The sequence below is a fragment of the Janthinobacterium psychrotolerans genome (assembly GCF_001677885.1).
In the GTDB taxonomy this organism is placed as follows: domain Bacteria; phylum Pseudomonadota; class Gammaproteobacteria; order Burkholderiales; family Burkholderiaceae_D; genus Janthinobacterium; species Janthinobacterium psychrotolerans.
The window spans coordinates 22948-37003 of record NZ_LOCQ01000039.1 but is presented as its reverse complement, the minus strand read 5'-3'; the positions used below and the strand labels follow the sequence as shown (position 1 = coordinate 37003).

General features: G+C 64.5%; 15 protein-coding genes. 3 read left to right on the top strand and 12 right to left on the bottom strand.

What is annotated here, in order from left to right; all coding sequences use genetic code 11:
* Positions 1 to 10: 10 nt before the first annotated feature.
* Positions 11 to 151, bottom strand: coding sequence for a hypothetical protein (locus ASR47_RS27335; RefSeq protein ID WP_171898880.1), 141 nt, complete (start codon positions 149 to 151; stop codon positions 11 to 13).
* 18 nt (positions 152 to 169) lie between these two features.
* On the opposite strand from ASR47_RS27335, the gene ASR47_RS27330 reads away from it, so the two are divergent.
* Positions 170 to 313, top strand: coding sequence for a hypothetical protein (locus ASR47_RS27330; RefSeq protein ID WP_171898879.1), 144 nt, complete (start codon positions 170 to 172; stop codon positions 311 to 313).
* Between the two features lie 4 nt (positions 314 to 317).
* Here the strand turns inward: ASR47_RS27330 and ASR47_RS03085 are convergent, their stop codons facing one another.
* Entirely contained in the window at positions 318 to 1028 is a 711-nt protein-coding gene (locus ASR47_RS03085; RefSeq protein WP_065306300.1) for a UPF0149 family protein, read from the bottom strand.
* A 102-nt stretch (positions 1029 to 1130) separates the two neighbouring features.
* On the opposite strand from ASR47_RS03085, the gene ASR47_RS03080 reads away from it, so the two are divergent.
* Positions 1131 to 2144: a serine/threonine protein kinase gene (locus ASR47_RS03080; protein ID WP_150127666.1), complete on the top strand. Its 1014-nt coding sequence runs from the start codon at positions 1131 to 1133 to the stop codon at positions 2142 to 2144.
* 135 nt (positions 2145 to 2279) lie between these two features.
* Positions 2280 to 4706 carry a coiled-coil domain-containing protein gene (locus ASR47_RS03075; protein WP_065306328.1) on the top strand — a complete coding sequence of 809 codons (2427 nt, stop codon included), beginning with the start codon at positions 2280 to 2282 and terminating at the stop codon, positions 4704 to 4706.
* 7 nt (positions 4707 to 4713) lie between these two features.
* Here the strand turns inward: ASR47_RS03075 and ASR47_RS03070 are convergent, their stop codons facing one another.
* From ASR47_RS03070 to ASR47_RS03025, 10 genes are all read right to left on the bottom strand, one after another.
* Positions 4714 to 5088: a hypothetical protein gene (locus tag ASR47_RS03070; protein WP_065306299.1), complete on the bottom strand. Its 375-nt coding sequence runs from the start codon at positions 5086 to 5088 to the stop codon at positions 4714 to 4716.
* A gap of 24 nt (positions 5089 to 5112) precedes the next feature.
* Complete coding sequence (locus ASR47_RS03065) at positions 5113 to 6360, bottom strand: TerD family protein (RefSeq protein ID WP_065306298.1); 1248 nt, start codon at positions 6358 to 6360, stop codon at positions 5113 to 5115.
* On the bottom strand, positions 6357 to 7328 hold the full coding sequence (locus tag ASR47_RS03060) for an HpcH/HpaI aldolase/citrate lyase family protein (protein WP_065306297.1): 972 nt from the start codon (positions 7326 to 7328) through the stop codon (positions 6357 to 6359). Before ASR47_RS03060 ends, ASR47_RS03065 begins: the two co-directional genes overlap by 4 nt.
* The gene (locus ASR47_RS03055; protein ID WP_065306296.1) at positions 7321 to 8427 is read right to left on the bottom strand and encodes a cysteine protease StiP family protein; all 1107 of its coding nucleotides are present in this window, start codon (positions 8425 to 8427) and stop codon (positions 7321 to 7323) included. Before ASR47_RS03055 ends, ASR47_RS03060 begins: the two co-directional genes overlap by 8 nt.
* Entirely contained in the window at positions 8424 to 9176 is a 753-nt protein-coding gene (locus ASR47_RS03050) for an HAD family hydrolase (RefSeq protein ID WP_065306295.1), read from the bottom strand. Before ASR47_RS03050 ends, ASR47_RS03055 begins: the two co-directional genes overlap by 4 nt.
* Positions 9154 to 10311: a phosphoribosyltransferase domain-containing protein gene (locus ASR47_RS03045; protein WP_065306294.1), complete on the bottom strand. Its 1158-nt coding sequence runs from the start codon at positions 10309 to 10311 to the stop codon at positions 9154 to 9156. Before ASR47_RS03045 ends, ASR47_RS03050 begins: the two co-directional genes overlap by 23 nt.
* Positions 10308 to 11342, bottom strand: coding sequence for an ATP-grasp domain-containing protein (locus tag ASR47_RS03040; protein WP_065306293.1), 1035 nt, complete (start codon positions 11340 to 11342; stop codon positions 10308 to 10310). Before ASR47_RS03040 ends, ASR47_RS03045 begins: the two co-directional genes overlap by 4 nt.
* A gap of 125 nt (positions 11343 to 11467) precedes the next feature.
* Positions 11468 to 12184 carry a TIGR00266 family protein gene (locus ASR47_RS03035; RefSeq protein ID WP_065306292.1) on the bottom strand — a complete coding sequence of 239 codons (717 nt, stop codon included), beginning with the start codon at positions 12182 to 12184 and terminating at the stop codon, positions 11468 to 11470.
* Between the two features lie 68 nt (positions 12185 to 12252).
* Entirely contained in the window at positions 12253 to 12828 is a 576-nt protein-coding gene (locus ASR47_RS03030; protein WP_065306291.1) for a TerD family protein, read from the bottom strand.
* 101 nt (positions 12829 to 12929) lie between these two features.
* Positions 12930 to 14012, bottom strand: coding sequence for a DUF475 domain-containing protein (locus ASR47_RS03025; RefSeq protein WP_065306290.1), 1083 nt, complete (start codon positions 14010 to 14012; stop codon positions 12930 to 12932).
* Between the last annotated feature and the right edge of the window lie 44 nt (positions 14013 to 14056).

Genomic DNA, 14056 nt, shown 5'->3' with positions numbered 1-14056 from the left:
CGGCCGGGCCTCAGTTCAGGACGATCGACACGCCGCGTCCGTGCATGCCCAGGCTGACCGCCTGTTGCGGCTGGCGCTGGCGGTCGACATGCGGGCAGACCACGCCGAGCAGCAGGAAATGCGCGTCTTCAAGCCGTTTTCCGGCTGTCACAGCTCCCAGGGCGGTGGCTTGGGACTGACGATCTGTGCCGAAATCGCCGACGCGATTGGCGCACAACTGTCGCTGCGCAACCGCAAACGCGCGGCCAGCGAGGATATTGCCGGCCTGGACGCCAGCGTGCGCTTTGGCGCTGGCGGCTTCCAGGCGGGGTGAAGGATTACTCGGCCGCCGGCTCGGCTCCCGCCTCGGCGCCGCAGCACTTCTTGTACTTCTTGCCGCTGCCGCAAGGGCAGTCGTCGTTGCGGCCCACTTTCGGCTCTTCGCGTTTGATCGTCTGCACGGCCGGCTTGCGGCGCGGCACCCAGAAACGGTGAATCGCCGGCAGGTTTGCTTCCAGTTCCTGCGCCAGCTTGTGCGCCTTGACCGGGTCTTCCACCAGTTTCAGTTCTTCTTCCTCGATCTCGTCGGCGCCCAGCAGGTAGACCGGCTGCATCAGCTCGCCCACTTCCGAGTCCCAGATCTCGTTCCATGAACCTTCGCGCAACTCCATGCCGTCCCAGAAGCCCCAGCACCAGGCTTCGGCGTCGATCAGGGTCTGGCCTTCATGCTCGTGCTCGACGAACAGCGGCTCGAATTCCTTCGGCGCCACTTCGAACGTCACCAGCACTTCGTTCATGAAGCGCATGATCAGGTTGACGATGCGTTCTTCTTCCTTGCTGTTCTTGAACTTGGGTGCGTCCTTGATGTCTTCGCCCCACACGCGCGGCAACCACTCGGCCGGCATGATCGGTTCCGGACCGATGGCCACGGCCGTCAGATAGCCGTGCAGCATATCCATGGTCATCGCGTCTTCGGAGCACCGGTCCGACAACAGGAATTGGTCTAGTTCGTCAAATTCTTTTTCTGATAATGGCTGTTCGAGTTGCATGGCTTGCTCTTTATTGAATGTAAGCGGACAGTATACGCCTTGCCGGGCCGCGCCGCCGAAGTGTTTATGCGGCGCGCCCTGGTGCGCCGTACAATGGCGCTTATGCACAACGAAAACCCGCCGCAGCAGGACGACAGGCCCGTCCACCCTTATTCCGCACTGAGCCCCGATTGCGTGCTTGACGCTCTGGACAGCGTTGGCCTGTACGGCGATGGCCGCCTGCTGGCCCTGAACAGCTATGAAAACCGGGTCTACCAGGTCGGCATCGAGGACAGCGCGCCGCTGGTGGTCAAGTTCTACCGCCCCGGGCGCTGGAGCGACGCCGCCATCCTCGAAGAGCACGCGTTCGTGTCGGAACTGGTCGAGCGTGAAATCCAGGTGGTGCCGGCGCTGGAGATCAACGGCGGCACGCTGCACCAGCACCAGGGCTTCCGCTTTGCCGTGTTTCCCCGCCATGGCGGGCGCGCGCCCGAGCTCGACGACCCGGCCACCCTGGAGTGGACCGGGCGCTTTATTGGCCGCATCCACGCCGTCGGCGCCTTGTCGGCCTACCTGGAGCGTCCGGTGCTCGATCCGCACACCTTTGGCGTCGAGCCGCGCGAATTCTTGTTGGCGGGCGGCTTCCTGCCGCCCGAACTGGTGGCCGCGTACTCCAGCGTGGCGCAGCAGGCGCTCGACGGCGTCAGGCGCTGCTACGACCGCGCCGGCGACGTGAGCCTGCTGCGCACGCATGGCGATTGCCATGGCGGCAATGTGCTGTGGACCGACGCCGGCCCGCATTTCGTCGACTTCGACGACAGCCGCATGGGCCCGGCCATCCAGGACCTGTGGATGATGCTGTCGGGCGAGCGCGCCGACCAGGTGCGCCAGATGAGCGACATCCTGGCCGGCTATGAGGACTTTTGCGATTTCGAGCCGCGCCAGCTGTACCTGGTCGAGGCGCTGCGCACCCTGCGGCTGATCCATTATTCGGCCTGGCTGGCGCGCCGCTGGGACGATCCGGCCTTTCCGGTGGCCTTCCCGTGGTTTAACACGCAACGTTACTGGCAGGACCGCATACTCGAATTGCGCGAACAGGTCGCTCTCATGGACGAAGCGCCGCTGTGGCCTATCTGAGCTAAGGCACGAAAAGCACGGTAAACAGGCCTCTGCTTGGCGCGCTGATGCCTGGCCGCAGACCCGATAATGGTGGTAATAATTCCAACAGGAATTTGCACTTCACCCGATACGCGAGAAATTATGCATACCCGCATGCCAGCACAGCACAATCAGCAAGCCGCCGCCCTCAACGACGACGAGTTCGACCAGGACAGCATCGTCTCGCTGCATGATTTCCAGGACCTCGACCCGGCGGCCGGCACGCCCGTGGCCCAGGCCAAGGCCGTGCCGGTGTCGCCTGCGCCAGAAAGCGATGGCGAGGGCGACATCCCGGAAGCGGCTGGCGGGCGCCAGCAGATGGAACTGAAAGCCATCCACGAAGCCATCGCCAGGGTTGAAGCGGAAGCCAAGGCCACCTGCGCCGCCGAAAGCCGGGCCCTGGCCGAGGCGCGCGTGCGCTCGCTGGCCGAAGACCGCGCCGCCATCGACGCCGCCGCCACCGCCGCCGCCCAGCAAAGCGCGCAAGCGGCCGAAGAGGCCATCGCCGCCAACCGCGACCGGCTGGAAACCATGCGCGCCGCAGCGCAAGCGAGCGTGGCCCGTCTGGAAGCGGTCAAGCTGGAAACGGCTGAACTGCGCGCCCGCGTGGAAGCGGACAATGAAATCCGCCTGGCCGCCGAACAGCGCACGCGCGCCGAGCAGGAAAACCGCCTGCGCGCCAGCGAACAGGTGGCGGTGCAGTCGGAACTGGCCGAACAGGCTGCGCGCGCCGCCGAAGAGTTGCAGGTACAAACCGAACAGGCGCGCTTGCAGGCGGTCGAACGTGTCGCCGCCGTGCAGGCGGCCAAGGAGGAAATGGTCGGCATCGCCTCGGCCGACGCCAGGGTCGCCGTGATGGCGCGCGAGCGCGAGCGCCATGCCCATGGGGCGCGCAAGACGGCGCAAATGCTGGCCGAAGCGGAAAGCGAGGCGCTGGAACTGACGGTGCAGCGCGAGCGCGCCGACCAGATCGCGCTCGAATCGGCCTTCAACCGCGCCGCCGCCGAAGTGCGGGCGCTGGAAGAGGCGCGCGCGCTGGCCCACCTGGAACAGGAACGCGAAGCGATCGCGCTGGCCCAGGCCGAATCGGAACGCCATGCGGCGCAATCGCTGCATTTGCGCCTGCAGACGGAAAAAGAACTGCGCGACGCGGCGATCCACCGCGAACGGCTGGAAATGGTGGCCGCCGCCAGCGCCCAGGCGCGCCGCGACGCCGACGTGCGCATCCTGGCCGCCACCGAGGCGCGCATCGAAGTGGACCGCCAGCTGCGCGCCGTGGCGCTGGCCCGCATCGCCGCCGAGCAGGACGCTGAAATCGCCGGCCACGCGCGCATGGAGGCGGAAGCGGCGGCGCTGCAGGAAACCCGTGCACGCGAAGCGGCCGAACACGACGCCAGCCTGGCGGCGGCGCGCGAACTCGAAGCGCAGCAAGAAGCGTCACGCCTGGCCCGGGAACGCGCACTGGCGGCGCAGGCGGCCAGCGAGCTGGCCGAACGCGAGAACGCCGCCGGGCAAGCGGCGCTGGCAAGCGCGCAGGAACAACTGGCGGCGCAGCGCCAGGCAGCCGAACTGGCTGAAGAAAAAGCGCGGCAGGCAGAACGCCTGGCGGCGCAGGAGCAGGCAACCGTCAGGGCGGAACAAGCCGCCATCGCCGCGCTGAAGGCCAGGCTGGACGCGGAAACGCTGGCCTTGCAGGCCACCGAAGAGCGCACCTGCGCCGAGCTGGCGCAGGCGGAGGCGCTGCGCGCGCAGCAGACCGCGGAACTGGCTCTGAAGGACGCGGCCGACAGGGAAGCTGCCGCCACCCGCATTTTGCTCGAGCAGGCGCTGGTCGACGGCGAGCAGAAGGCCGCCGCCGCGCAGGCGGTGCAGGCGCAGGCGCGTCTGGCGGTGGAGCTGGGCCTGGTGCATGGCGAGCGCGCCCGCGTGGAAAGCGACAAGGCGCAGGCCGCCGAAGCGCTGCTGGAATCGGAACGCGTGTTTGTCGCCTGCGAACGCGAGTCGCTGGCGCTGATCGATGAAAAGCTGGCGCAGCAGCGCCAGGCGACGAGTGCCGAAGAACGCGCCTCGAAAGCGATCGCCGGCCGCCTCGACGCGGAAAAGCAGGCGGCGGCGGCGGCCGAAGCGCGTGCGCTGATGGAACAGCAGGCGCAGGACGCGATGCGCCTGCGCGAACAGGCTGAAATCGCCGCGCGCCAGGCGGCCCAGGAAAAGCGCGAAGCCCAGCAAGCCTTGCTCGACAGCGCACAGGCCCATGCGGCCCTGCAGCGCAAGGCGGCCGAGACCACGCGCGCGATGGCGGTGGCCAAGCAGCAGCTGCTGGAACTGGAAATGCGCCGCGCGCAGCAGCAGGAACGCGAACTGGCCGACCTGCGCGCCAGCCTGCGTGAAAAACAGGGAGAATTTTCAGCCGCGCTGACGGCCGCCCGCGCCAAGGCCGAGCAGATGACGTCGGCCAACATGACGCGCGAAGTGCTGGACCGCCTGACGCATACCAATGCCGTCACCGGCACCGTCTGGAGCCCACGTCAGGAAGACTGACATCGGCTCAGGGACTCGGCACCACCTTGTCGGCATAGTATTCGGTCTCGCCGAAGCACTGCGTCGGCACGCCCTTGTGCTGGTTATAGCTGATCAGGATATGCTTGCCGGCGGCGGCCGTCAGCTGCTTTGCCACCGCTTCGTCGCGCACGCTGAACTGGAATTTTTCCGGTATCGTGCCCGGCAGCGCCGTCAGCATCAGCTCGCCCTCCCAGGTCTTGCAGACCCAGCCCCGCTTGGAAAATTTCAATAAATGGCCGGCCCGTTCGCCTTCCGAATACGAAAAGCTCAGTGCCAGCCAGGTATAGGCGGCCAGCAGCAGGCTGCCCGCCAACAGGAAGATGACAAAGGCGATGCTGACTTTTTTGGTGGTGGGGGTCATGGTGATTATCTATAAGAGGTAGCGTTAATCCTTGCGGCCTGCTTTCCAGTTCAAGCCGAAATTGTAGCGCTCGTCCATCGCCTGGTGCGCCGTGATTTTACCTTGGCCGCCGAAGTATTCCACCAATTTTGTTACCTGCAGGTTGCCGCCCTGGTTTTCCAGCATGGCGATCGCGCACATGGCGTGCTGGCTGTCGCTGTCGAGGCGCACTTCGACGGTCGGCTGGCCGGGGATTTCGATGGTCACCATGCCATCGGTGGCGGCCCAGTTGGGCACGCCCTCGTAGATAAAGGCGTACACCAGCACGCGCTTGATCTGGTCGAAGTGGGTGCCGTTGATAAAGATGTTCTCGCCGCTGCTGATGCTGCCCGTGCGGTCGTCGCCTTCCAGGTGGATGTAGGGCGGACGCTCGAACGCGCCCCAGCTGTTGCCCAGTGCCTGCACCGCGCTCTTGCTGCCATTGCTCAATTCGAACAGGCAGCCGATATCGAGGTCGATGCCTCCCGCGCGGCCGGCCGGCCTGGCGAACAGCTTGCCGAGGAAACCGGTGTCGAGTTTCGAGGCCGGCGCCTGGCCTTGCGCGGCGTTCTGGTTCCAGTTCAGGTTGACCTTGATGCGGCCATAGCCGCCGCTGTCGCGCTTGTCGAGCGAGATCTTGTCGCCGCGCTTTTCCAGGCGGATTTTCGACAGCGAGATTTTATTGGCCGGCGGCGCGGCTGGCGCTGGGGCCGATGCAGGCACAGCGGCCGGCGCTGGCGCCGGCGATCCCGCCTCGCTGCCGCCAAAGTGTTTCAGCAGCGCGCCCAGGCCGCCCGCGAAACCCTGGCCGACGGCGCCGAAGCGCCAGCTGCCGTCGCGGCGATACAGCTCGCCGATAATGACGGCTTTTTCATCCTGGAAATCAACGCCGGCAAAGGCGAAGGTGGCGGCGGGGCCCAGCGCCAGGCTGGAAGAACCCAGCGCGCGCATGCTGCCTTGCTCGGTGGCCGCCGTGAAGACCAGCTTGTCGATGGCGGCGGGCAGGCGCGCCAGGTCGATCTGGAACACCGAGCGCGGGCCGTTCAGTTCCACCGAAACGGCGTTGTCGGGCGCGCTTTTCTGGTTGTAGAAGACCATGTAGCGGTCGTCCGACAGCTTGCCATTGGCGTCGACGCCAAAGCAGCTGACATCGACTTCCATCGAACCGGAGGCGATGTCGAGGGTGACGGCAAACGGGCCGTTCAGGCCCAGGTCGGCCAGCTTGCCTTTTTGGCCGCGTGTGAAATTGGTCATGGTCGTGCAGTCCCTTCGTCACTGGTGAGTGGATTCAGATGGAGAGGCAGGATGGCGCCATCGGCATGGCGGATGCCGAACAGGCGCGCCTGCTCGATCACGCGCTGGGCCCAGCTGCTGTGGGTGGCCACTTCGCACATCGATTCCTGCATGCGGAACACGGCAGGGCTGTCCGGATCGATGATGCGCAGCGCCAGTTCGATGTCCGACTGCGCCACCTGGTAGTGGCGCTCGATCTGCGGCACCTGGTCCGGGTGGATGGCGGTCTTGGCGATCATGCCGTGCGCCATGTCCTGCGCCACTTCGGCGGCCAGCCAGTCGTCCTGCGTCAGGTGCTCGAACACGGGCGCCGAGAGCTCGAAGCCGTGCGGCTTGAAGATGGTGACCAGGCGGCCGATCACCTGGCCCAGCGGCGTTTGATAGATGGTGCCGGTGGTCGGGCGGCGCAGGCCCAATAGCGCCAGCAGGTCGTTGCCGCCGATGCGCAGTGCCAGGATGCGCGCGCGTACCTCGGGCGCGGCCAGCGTGCGTCGGAACAGTTTCATCTCTTCGTCGTCGAATACTTCGGCCGTTTCCAGCGTCGGCATCAGCAGGTGATGCGTGTGGCGCACCTGCTCGAAGTAGGACGCAAAATTGTGGCGCGTCGATTTGGGCAGCACGAAGCCGGCCAGTTTGTCCACGCCGGGCATGGCCAGCACGCGCGACAAGACGTCGACATTGCGCACGCGGACAAAGCGCAGGGTGTCGGACGCTTCGCTCATGTTCTGCAGCGCCAGCGACAGGTTGAACAGCGCGTAACTGAGATCGCGCTCGGCGATCGCGTCTTCAGTGCAAAAGATCACCGAGCGTAAATGGCTGAATTTGTCGCCATTGGCGATGGCCAGCAAATCCTTGTGCGTGGTGGGCACATACATCGATGCGCCGAGTGCCGCCTTGTGTTCACTTTGTGGGTGTATGGAGTTATCCATCGACTGCGCTCCTGATAAGGGCGACCGCCTGGTAAGGCAGCGCCGGTTGTACGGTAACGGGGATGGCTTTTTCTTGTGCCAGAAGCAGCAAATGTGCCACGTCCGGCGCATTCGTGTCGCGCACAATCAGGCGCTCCGGCACGCGGCGCAGCAGCACGCGCGTCGCCTCGCCGATGCCGGGCTTGATCAGGTTGATGTCGGTGATGCCGTAGTCGCTTTGCGCCTGCGCCATATAGGCTTGCGAGCGCGCCGCCATGACCGGCGCATCGGTCGCCACCGCCAGCGGAATGCCGCTGCTGCCGGCGATTGCGATGGCGTCGGCCACCAGGCCGTCGGCGAACTGGCGCGACTGGTCGTGCGCTTCGAACTGCGCGTAATACACGCAGCCATGGAACTCGCCGGGAGCGACCATTTCATTCAATACCGAGCGGCTGACCAGGCCGGACACCGTGGCGTTCAGGATGCTCGACGGGATCAGATAGTCGTCGGATGATGCCGCGCAGGCGGCCGTGCCGGCCAGGTCCGACAGCACGAACAGGCCGCCGTCGATGCTGGTGCCGTGCTGCGCGTTGTAGTCGTTGACGCTCTGGCGCAGTTCGCGCGAGATCACGCCTTTCCCCGTCCAGCCGTCGACAAACACGATCGAGTCCGCCGCATGGCCGTGCGTGAGGATGTGCTGTATGGCGTTGGTGTCGATGCCGCGGTCGCGGATGATGGAGACCGAATAATGCGTGCACGCGCGCTGGAACACCTGCGTCAGCAAGTGCTTGAGGATGACGCCCACCGGCGTGCCGGCGCGCGCCAGCGACACCAGCGTAATGGCGCCGTCGCGGCGCGCCGCGATCAGTGCGGCCAGGCGCAGGCAGTCGCGCGCCATCTGCAGGCGGTTGGCCGCAAACGCGCTCTGGAACAGCGCCAGGTAGGCCGGCGAGGGCAGGGACTCGGGCGACAGCATTTCGCTGTAATGGCGCTGGCCGGACTGGATCAGGCGCTCTTTCTCGGCCAGGTCGCGGATCGGCTCCAGGGCCATCGGCGTGAGCAGAAACTCGACGTCTTGCTGGCGGTAGCTGCCGCTGAAATGCTGCGCGGTGGCGTTCATAGGGAGCCCACCGTCAGCGCCGCCAGCTGGGTGCCGTTGGGGATGATGGCGTAGTCGCAGGCGGCCATGAAGCGCGCGTCCGAGCGGCTGTCGCCCATGCCGAAGCTCAAAATCGGGCCATGTTCGGCTTCCAGTTCCGCGCGCAGATAGGCCACGGCGCGCGCCTTGTTCAGGGTCTTGGGCAGCACGGCCAGGTTGTTGCCGTTGCGGTGGATGAAGTAGTCCGCGCCTTCGCCGGCGATCCAGTCCAGCAGCACCTGCTGTTCGATATCGGCCAGGCGTTCGCCGCGCGCCTCATGGTCTTTGACGACGATGTAGAACGGCGTGCCGTAGTCTTCGATCAGGCGCGCGCGCGACGGCATGCCCGCCTTGACCTGGAAGTCGTCGATGATGCGCATGGCGTCCCGCAAACCCGGCAATGCCGTCTGCATATCGTCCTGCATCAGCGCCAGCCAGCCCGTATCGACTGCGCCGCCCGGCTGCAGCACGATGCCGCCGTAATCGAGCACGCTGTAGCTGGCAAACGGCAGGTCGACGCGGCGAAACGCGTCGCCATTCCGGGCCGTGGCCGGAATCAGGGTCATGCCGCTTTGCGCGAATTCGAAAAACGCGCGCTGGCGCGCCGTGGTAAACGAGCAGGCCTCGCCGTTTTTCAGGTAGGCCGCTGGCTGCAGATCGGTCTCGCCAGGTACTTTTTTCGGGGTCTGGAACAGTGTGTCGTCCAGGTCAACAAACAGGAATTTCTTCAATTGTGGTCTCTGACTGAAAGTGGAACAGGCGGCCATGGAGCTGGCCGGCGAGTTGCATGAGCGCCGGGCTGGCCGGGGTTTCATGGCAGATGAAAACGTGGCGGTACTGGCCGGGTGCCACGTTGTACAGATAGTTGGCGATGCCTTCGCCGTAGTTATCGTCGCATGACACGATATGGCCGACCGCGCCCCATGACAGGATCGGCGAGCGGGTGGTCGACTGCACCACCACTTGCTTGCCCAGCGCTTCCAGTTCGCGCCCCAGCAGGAAGGACGGATGCATGAATTCGCCGGTGCCCAGCACCAGCACGGATTCACCGTCGCCGATGTTACGCGCCAGCCGCGCGGCCAGCGCTTGCGGCGGCGCCAAGGCGCGGTCGATGCCGATGCGGCCAAAGGCGTCGCTGGCACCGCGCTCGGCGTGTTCCTCGAAACGCTGGGCGCTGGTGGCGACGGGCGCCGGCGTGTCACCCATGCGGAACGCGTATTGGCCGGACAGCGCTGCGCCGACGGTGGTGGGCAGGCCGAAGCGCGCGCTCAAGCCGGCGTTGGCCTCCTGGCCCATGAAGTTGGTGATCACGCCCAGGTGCAGCCGTTCCAGTTGCCGATAGCGCGCGCGGCACACTTCAATCAGGTTGGCGAAGGTATTGCCGGTCGACGCTTCATCGTCGATCAGCACCAGGCTGCGCGCGCGCGCGAACACGCCGCTGGCGGTGCCGGACAGATGCAGGAACTGGCGCGGCGCGTGGCTGTGCGACTCTTCGAATTCAAAGAAGGGGATCTCGCCGACGCGGTAGCGCGAACTGTGGATGAACAATCCTTCGCTGCCGGGATGGGCTTTCAGCCAGGCTTCGAACACGCCCTGGCCGAGACCGACGGCGGTTTCCGCCATGGCGATAAACACCACCGGGCCTGGCAGGCTGGCAGGGATCTGCGCGGCCAGGTCGGCGTGGATCGCTTCCATGGCGCCAGGCGTGACGGGCCAGTGCTTGCCCAGCACCTTGGACAGGAACAGAAAGCCGCGCTTGGCGTTGGCGCGCGCCGCGTAGCCGATCAGGTCGCCCAGCGCAAAGCGCGCCTCGTCGACCTGCAAGGTCAGTTCGCCGGTCGGCATGGTCTGGCGCACGAGCGTCATGGCAGTTCCACCGGATAACCCGCTTCGGCCACGCGCAGGCCCTCGCGGATCGGAGGAATCGTGAGCTGGTCATAGCCCTGGTCGAAACCGGCCAGCGCGATATACGGCAGATTGGGACCGGCCGCGCAGGCCATGCCGATGCCGCCCGACATGCGCGGATTGATCTCCAGCAGCGCCAGGCCGTTCGCGCCTTCGCGGAACTGGATATTGAACACGCCATTCAACTGGTAGTCGCGCGTCAGCTTCTCGCAGGCGGCCAGCAGTTCCTCGCGCAGTTCGATCAGCTGGCCGCTGCCCGGCGCATGCAGCTTTTTGCGCGGAATCGCGCACTTCAGGCTGCCGTGGTCGGCCACGCAGTCGGCGCTGTATTCATGGCCATCGAGGTATTCCATCAGCAGCAAGGTCTTGAAGGTTTCCATGCGCGCCAGGCCGTCGCGCAATTCCTGCGTGTTGATTTTATAGGCTGCGCCGGCCAGCAGCAGTTCGGCGCTCGAACGTTCATCGAGCACGGCAAAGCCCAGGCCATACACGGATTCGGACGGCTTGATGCACAGGCGTTCATGGCGCGGGCGCAGCTCGGCGTAGGCGGCGTCGTATTCGGCGATATCGTTGACGGCGCGCGTGTCGGCCACCGGCGCCATCGGCAGGTCCAGCCCGGCGCAAAAGCGCGCCTTGTCATGCATCAGTGTCAGGACTTCTTCGGTGGCCACGCTCAGCACGCGCGTGCCGATGGCTTCGAAGCGCGCGCGGGCGCTGGCAATCCTGCCGGCGGCCCGGCCCGGCCAGAAGATCGTGATATTGCGTTCGCGGCAGAACGCCAGACACCATTCCAGGTAGTCTTCGCCCTTCAGGTCGCTTGGCTCGACCGCGTATTCATCGGCCGCCAGAAAGGCCGCGGCGTGTTCGTTCGGATGGGTATAGATCAGGTGATAGCGGCGCTGGCCGCCGGTGCCGGCGATGTCGGCCTCGCGTATCAAACGCATGGCGGTGGCGACCGAGGAAAATGTTTTGTTGAACCAGACTCTATGCATGTACGGGGACCGGTGAAGAAGGAAGCGAAAGAAAAACCGCGCGCAATACAGGAATACATGCGCGCGGAGATGCTGGCCAGTCACACGTGACCTGGCCTTGAAAACTATGGCAAAACGACAAAATATTAACCCGCTTTGCCCGATGCGGTCCATTTCAGGAAAGCGTCGCGGTTGCGCGAGCAGATAAAGACCTTGCCCGAACCGGAAAAGCGTAACACGATGCCTTCGCCACTGGTCACGCTGTTGACAATATTGCCCAGGAAGCCACCGATGCCGCCGCCGCTGGCGCCACCGCCGGTGGTCACCGAGATTTCATATTTCAGGCTGTTGTCCCAGCAGACCACGTGCGAATTGTCGATCACCACGTCCTTGCCCGGCTCGACGTCGAGCTGGAACATGGAGCCGAAGCCCGACACCACCACCTGGCCGCTGCCGGCCGTCTCCATCACGAAAAAGCCGCCCGACTGCGCGAACAGCGCGTTGCCGATGCTTTGCGTGCGCACCTTCATTTCGGTGCCCGAGGTGGCGGCGACAAAGGCGCCGTCGTTGAGCAGATACTGGCGCGCGCCGACATCGACCACTTCGATGGCGCCGGGCAGGGTGGGCGAGAGCAGGCAGTCGCCGCCGCCGCGCACCGCTTCGATATGCTGCTGGAAGAACGACTCGCCGTTGGCGAAGCGGCGCATGATGGCGCTGCCCAGGCCGCCCGTCATCTTGCCTTTGAGGTCGAGCGCCGTTTCCATCATCACCATTGCATCGGACTCGCAATAGATGGTTTCGCCCTGTTTCATGCTGACATGCAGGAAGGGATCGACGTCACCGGTGACACTAAATACTGGCATGATAAATCTCCAAAAAAAAGCCGCCTGTGATGTACCAGGCGGCCGTGACCAAGTGCTGTGCTGACTGATCAGGCGTTGACGCCGAACGAACGGGCCAGGGGACCGAGGCCGCCGTTGAAACCCTGGCCGATGGCCTTGAATTTCCATTCGCCGTTGTAGCGGTAGATTTCGCCAAAGATCATCGCCGTTTCCGTCGAGCTGTCTTCGGACAGGTCGTAGCGGGCGATTTCGCGTTCGCCTTCCGCGTTCAGGCAGCGGATAAAGGCTTTCGACACCATGCCGAAGTTCTGGCGGCGCGCGTCGGCGTCGTGAATGGTGACGGTGATGCTGACGCGTTCGATATCGGCCGGCACGCGCGACAGGTCGATTTCGATGCGCTCATCGTCGCCTTCGCCTTCGCCGGTGGTGTTGTCGCCGGTGTGCACCACGGAGCCATCGGTCGATTTCAGGTTGTTGTAGAAGATAAAGTCGGAATCGCCACGTACTTTGCCGTCGTTTTTCAGGAGAAAGGCGCTGCCATCCAGGTCGAAGGTGGCGCCGTCGGTTGAACGCGGATCCCAGCCGAGGCCGATGATGATCTTCTTCAGGTTCGGTGCTTCCTTGCTCAGGTTGACGTTGCCGCCTTTTTGCAAACTGATTGCCATCTGGTGCTCCTTTTATAGAGGTGGATTACTTTTCATGCCCGTATGGATCAGGTGCGCGCACTTGTTCCATCGGAAAGCATATGGTGACAAAATCGCCGATATCAAGCGTGCGCCGCATGCCGTTTGCGGTAGCGCAGGGACGACCACAGCGACACCAGGATAAAGGCCACGCCGGACAGGCCGGTGAACCATTCCGGGATATGGTACTTGACCGAGCCCAGCATGATCAATGCCAGGATGCCGATGGCGTAATGCGCACCGTGTTCCAGGTAGACGAACTCGTCCAGGGTGCCCTTGTGCACCAGGAACACCGTCATCGAGCGCACGAACATGGCGCCGATCGCCAGGCCCAGCATGATGATGACGACGTCGTTGGTGATCGCAAAGGCGCCGATCACGCCGTCAAAGCTGAATGAGGCGTCCAGCACTTCCAGGTACAGGAAGCCGCCGATGCTGCCGCGCGCGACGTTTTTCACCAGTTCGCCATTGCCATTCTTCACCGGTGCCACGGCGCCGTCCTCATCGTCCTGCAGGTCCGGTTCGCCTTCTTCCAGCAAGCCGCTGATCCAGTTTACGCCCAGGTAGACGGCGATGCCGACGATGCCGGCTGCCAGCACGCTGTATTTTTCATCGGCCGGGCCCATCGCCACGCAGGCGGCCACGGCGCCCATGGTGATCAGCACGGCCAGGCTTTCGGTGCCCAGCGCATTGACCTTTTCCTCGGCCCAGCCCAGCCAGTGCAGTTCCTTCTCGTCGTCAAACAAAAAGTTCAGGAACACCAGCAGTAAAAAGGCGCCGCCAAAAGCCGCCACTTGCGCATGGTTGTCCGTCAGGTGCCTGGCGTAGATGTCGGGCGTGGTGGTGGCCATGGTCCACACGTCCATCAGGCCGAGACCGGTGGCGACGGAAACAATCACCAGCGGGAACAGCAGCCGCATGCCGAACACGGCCACCAGGATGCCGACCGTCAGAAACAGCTTTTGCCAGAACTCATTCCAGTGGCGCAGCACCGAGGCGTTGACCACCGCATTGTCGAACGACAGCGACACTTCCATGATGCCCAGCACGCCCGTGATCCACAGCGCCTGCAGCATGCCGCTGGTGCCACCGTGGGTGTAGCCCCACCAGCCCGAGACCGCCATCAAAATGAAGGTCACTAAAAAGGAAATTCTGAAATGCTTCATGAGGACCCCGTTACGTGTTATTCGAGACGTGTTGTTTTACGTCA

What these genes read in the sequence shown, in the direction of transcription:
- ASR47_RS03085 (WP_065306300.1), bottom strand. Translation starts at nt 1,028, where the DNA reads ATGCAACTCGAACAGCCATTATCAGAAAAAGAATTTGACGAACTAGAC.
- ASR47_RS03055 (WP_065306296.1), bottom strand. Translation starts at nt 8,427, where the DNA reads ATGAACGCCACCGCGCAGCATTTCAGCGGCAGCTACCGCCAGCAAGAC.
- ASR47_RS03025 (WP_065306290.1), bottom strand. Translation starts at nt 14,012, where the DNA reads ATGAAGCATTTCAGAATTTCCTTTTTAGTGACCTTCATTTTGATGGCG.
- ASR47_RS03080 (WP_150127666.1), top strand. Translation starts at nt 1,131, where the DNA reads ATGCACAACGAAAACCCGCCGCAGCAGGACGACAGGCCCGTCCACCCT.
- ASR47_RS03070 (WP_065306299.1), bottom strand. Translation starts at nt 5,088, where the DNA reads ATGACCCCCACCACCAAAAAAGTCAGCATCGCCTTTGTCATCTTCCTG.
- ASR47_RS03035 (WP_065306292.1), bottom strand. Translation starts at nt 12,184, where the DNA reads ATGCCAGTATTTAGTGTCACCGGTGACGTCGATCCCTTCCTGCATGTC.
- ASR47_RS03040 (WP_065306293.1), bottom strand. Translation starts at nt 11,342, where the DNA reads ATGCATAGAGTCTGGTTCAACAAAACATTTTCCTCGGTCGCCACCGCC.
- ASR47_RS03065 (WP_065306298.1), bottom strand. Translation starts at nt 6,360, where the DNA reads ATGACCAATTTCACACGCGGCCAAAAAGGCAAGCTGGCCGACCTGGGC.
- ASR47_RS03075 (WP_065306328.1), top strand. Translation starts at nt 2,280, where the DNA reads ATGCCAGCACAGCACAATCAGCAAGCCGCCGCCCTCAACGACGACGAG.
- ASR47_RS03030 (WP_065306291.1), bottom strand. Translation starts at nt 12,828, where the DNA reads ATGGCAATCAGTTTGCAAAAAGGCGGCAACGTCAACCTGAGCAAGGAA.
- ASR47_RS03060 (WP_065306297.1), bottom strand. Translation starts at nt 7,328, where the DNA reads ATGGATAACTCCATACACCCACAAAGTGAACACAAGGCGGCACTCGGC.
- ASR47_RS03045 (WP_065306294.1), bottom strand. Translation starts at nt 10,311, where the DNA reads ATGACGCTCGTGCGCCAGACCATGCCGACCGGCGAACTGACCTTGCAG.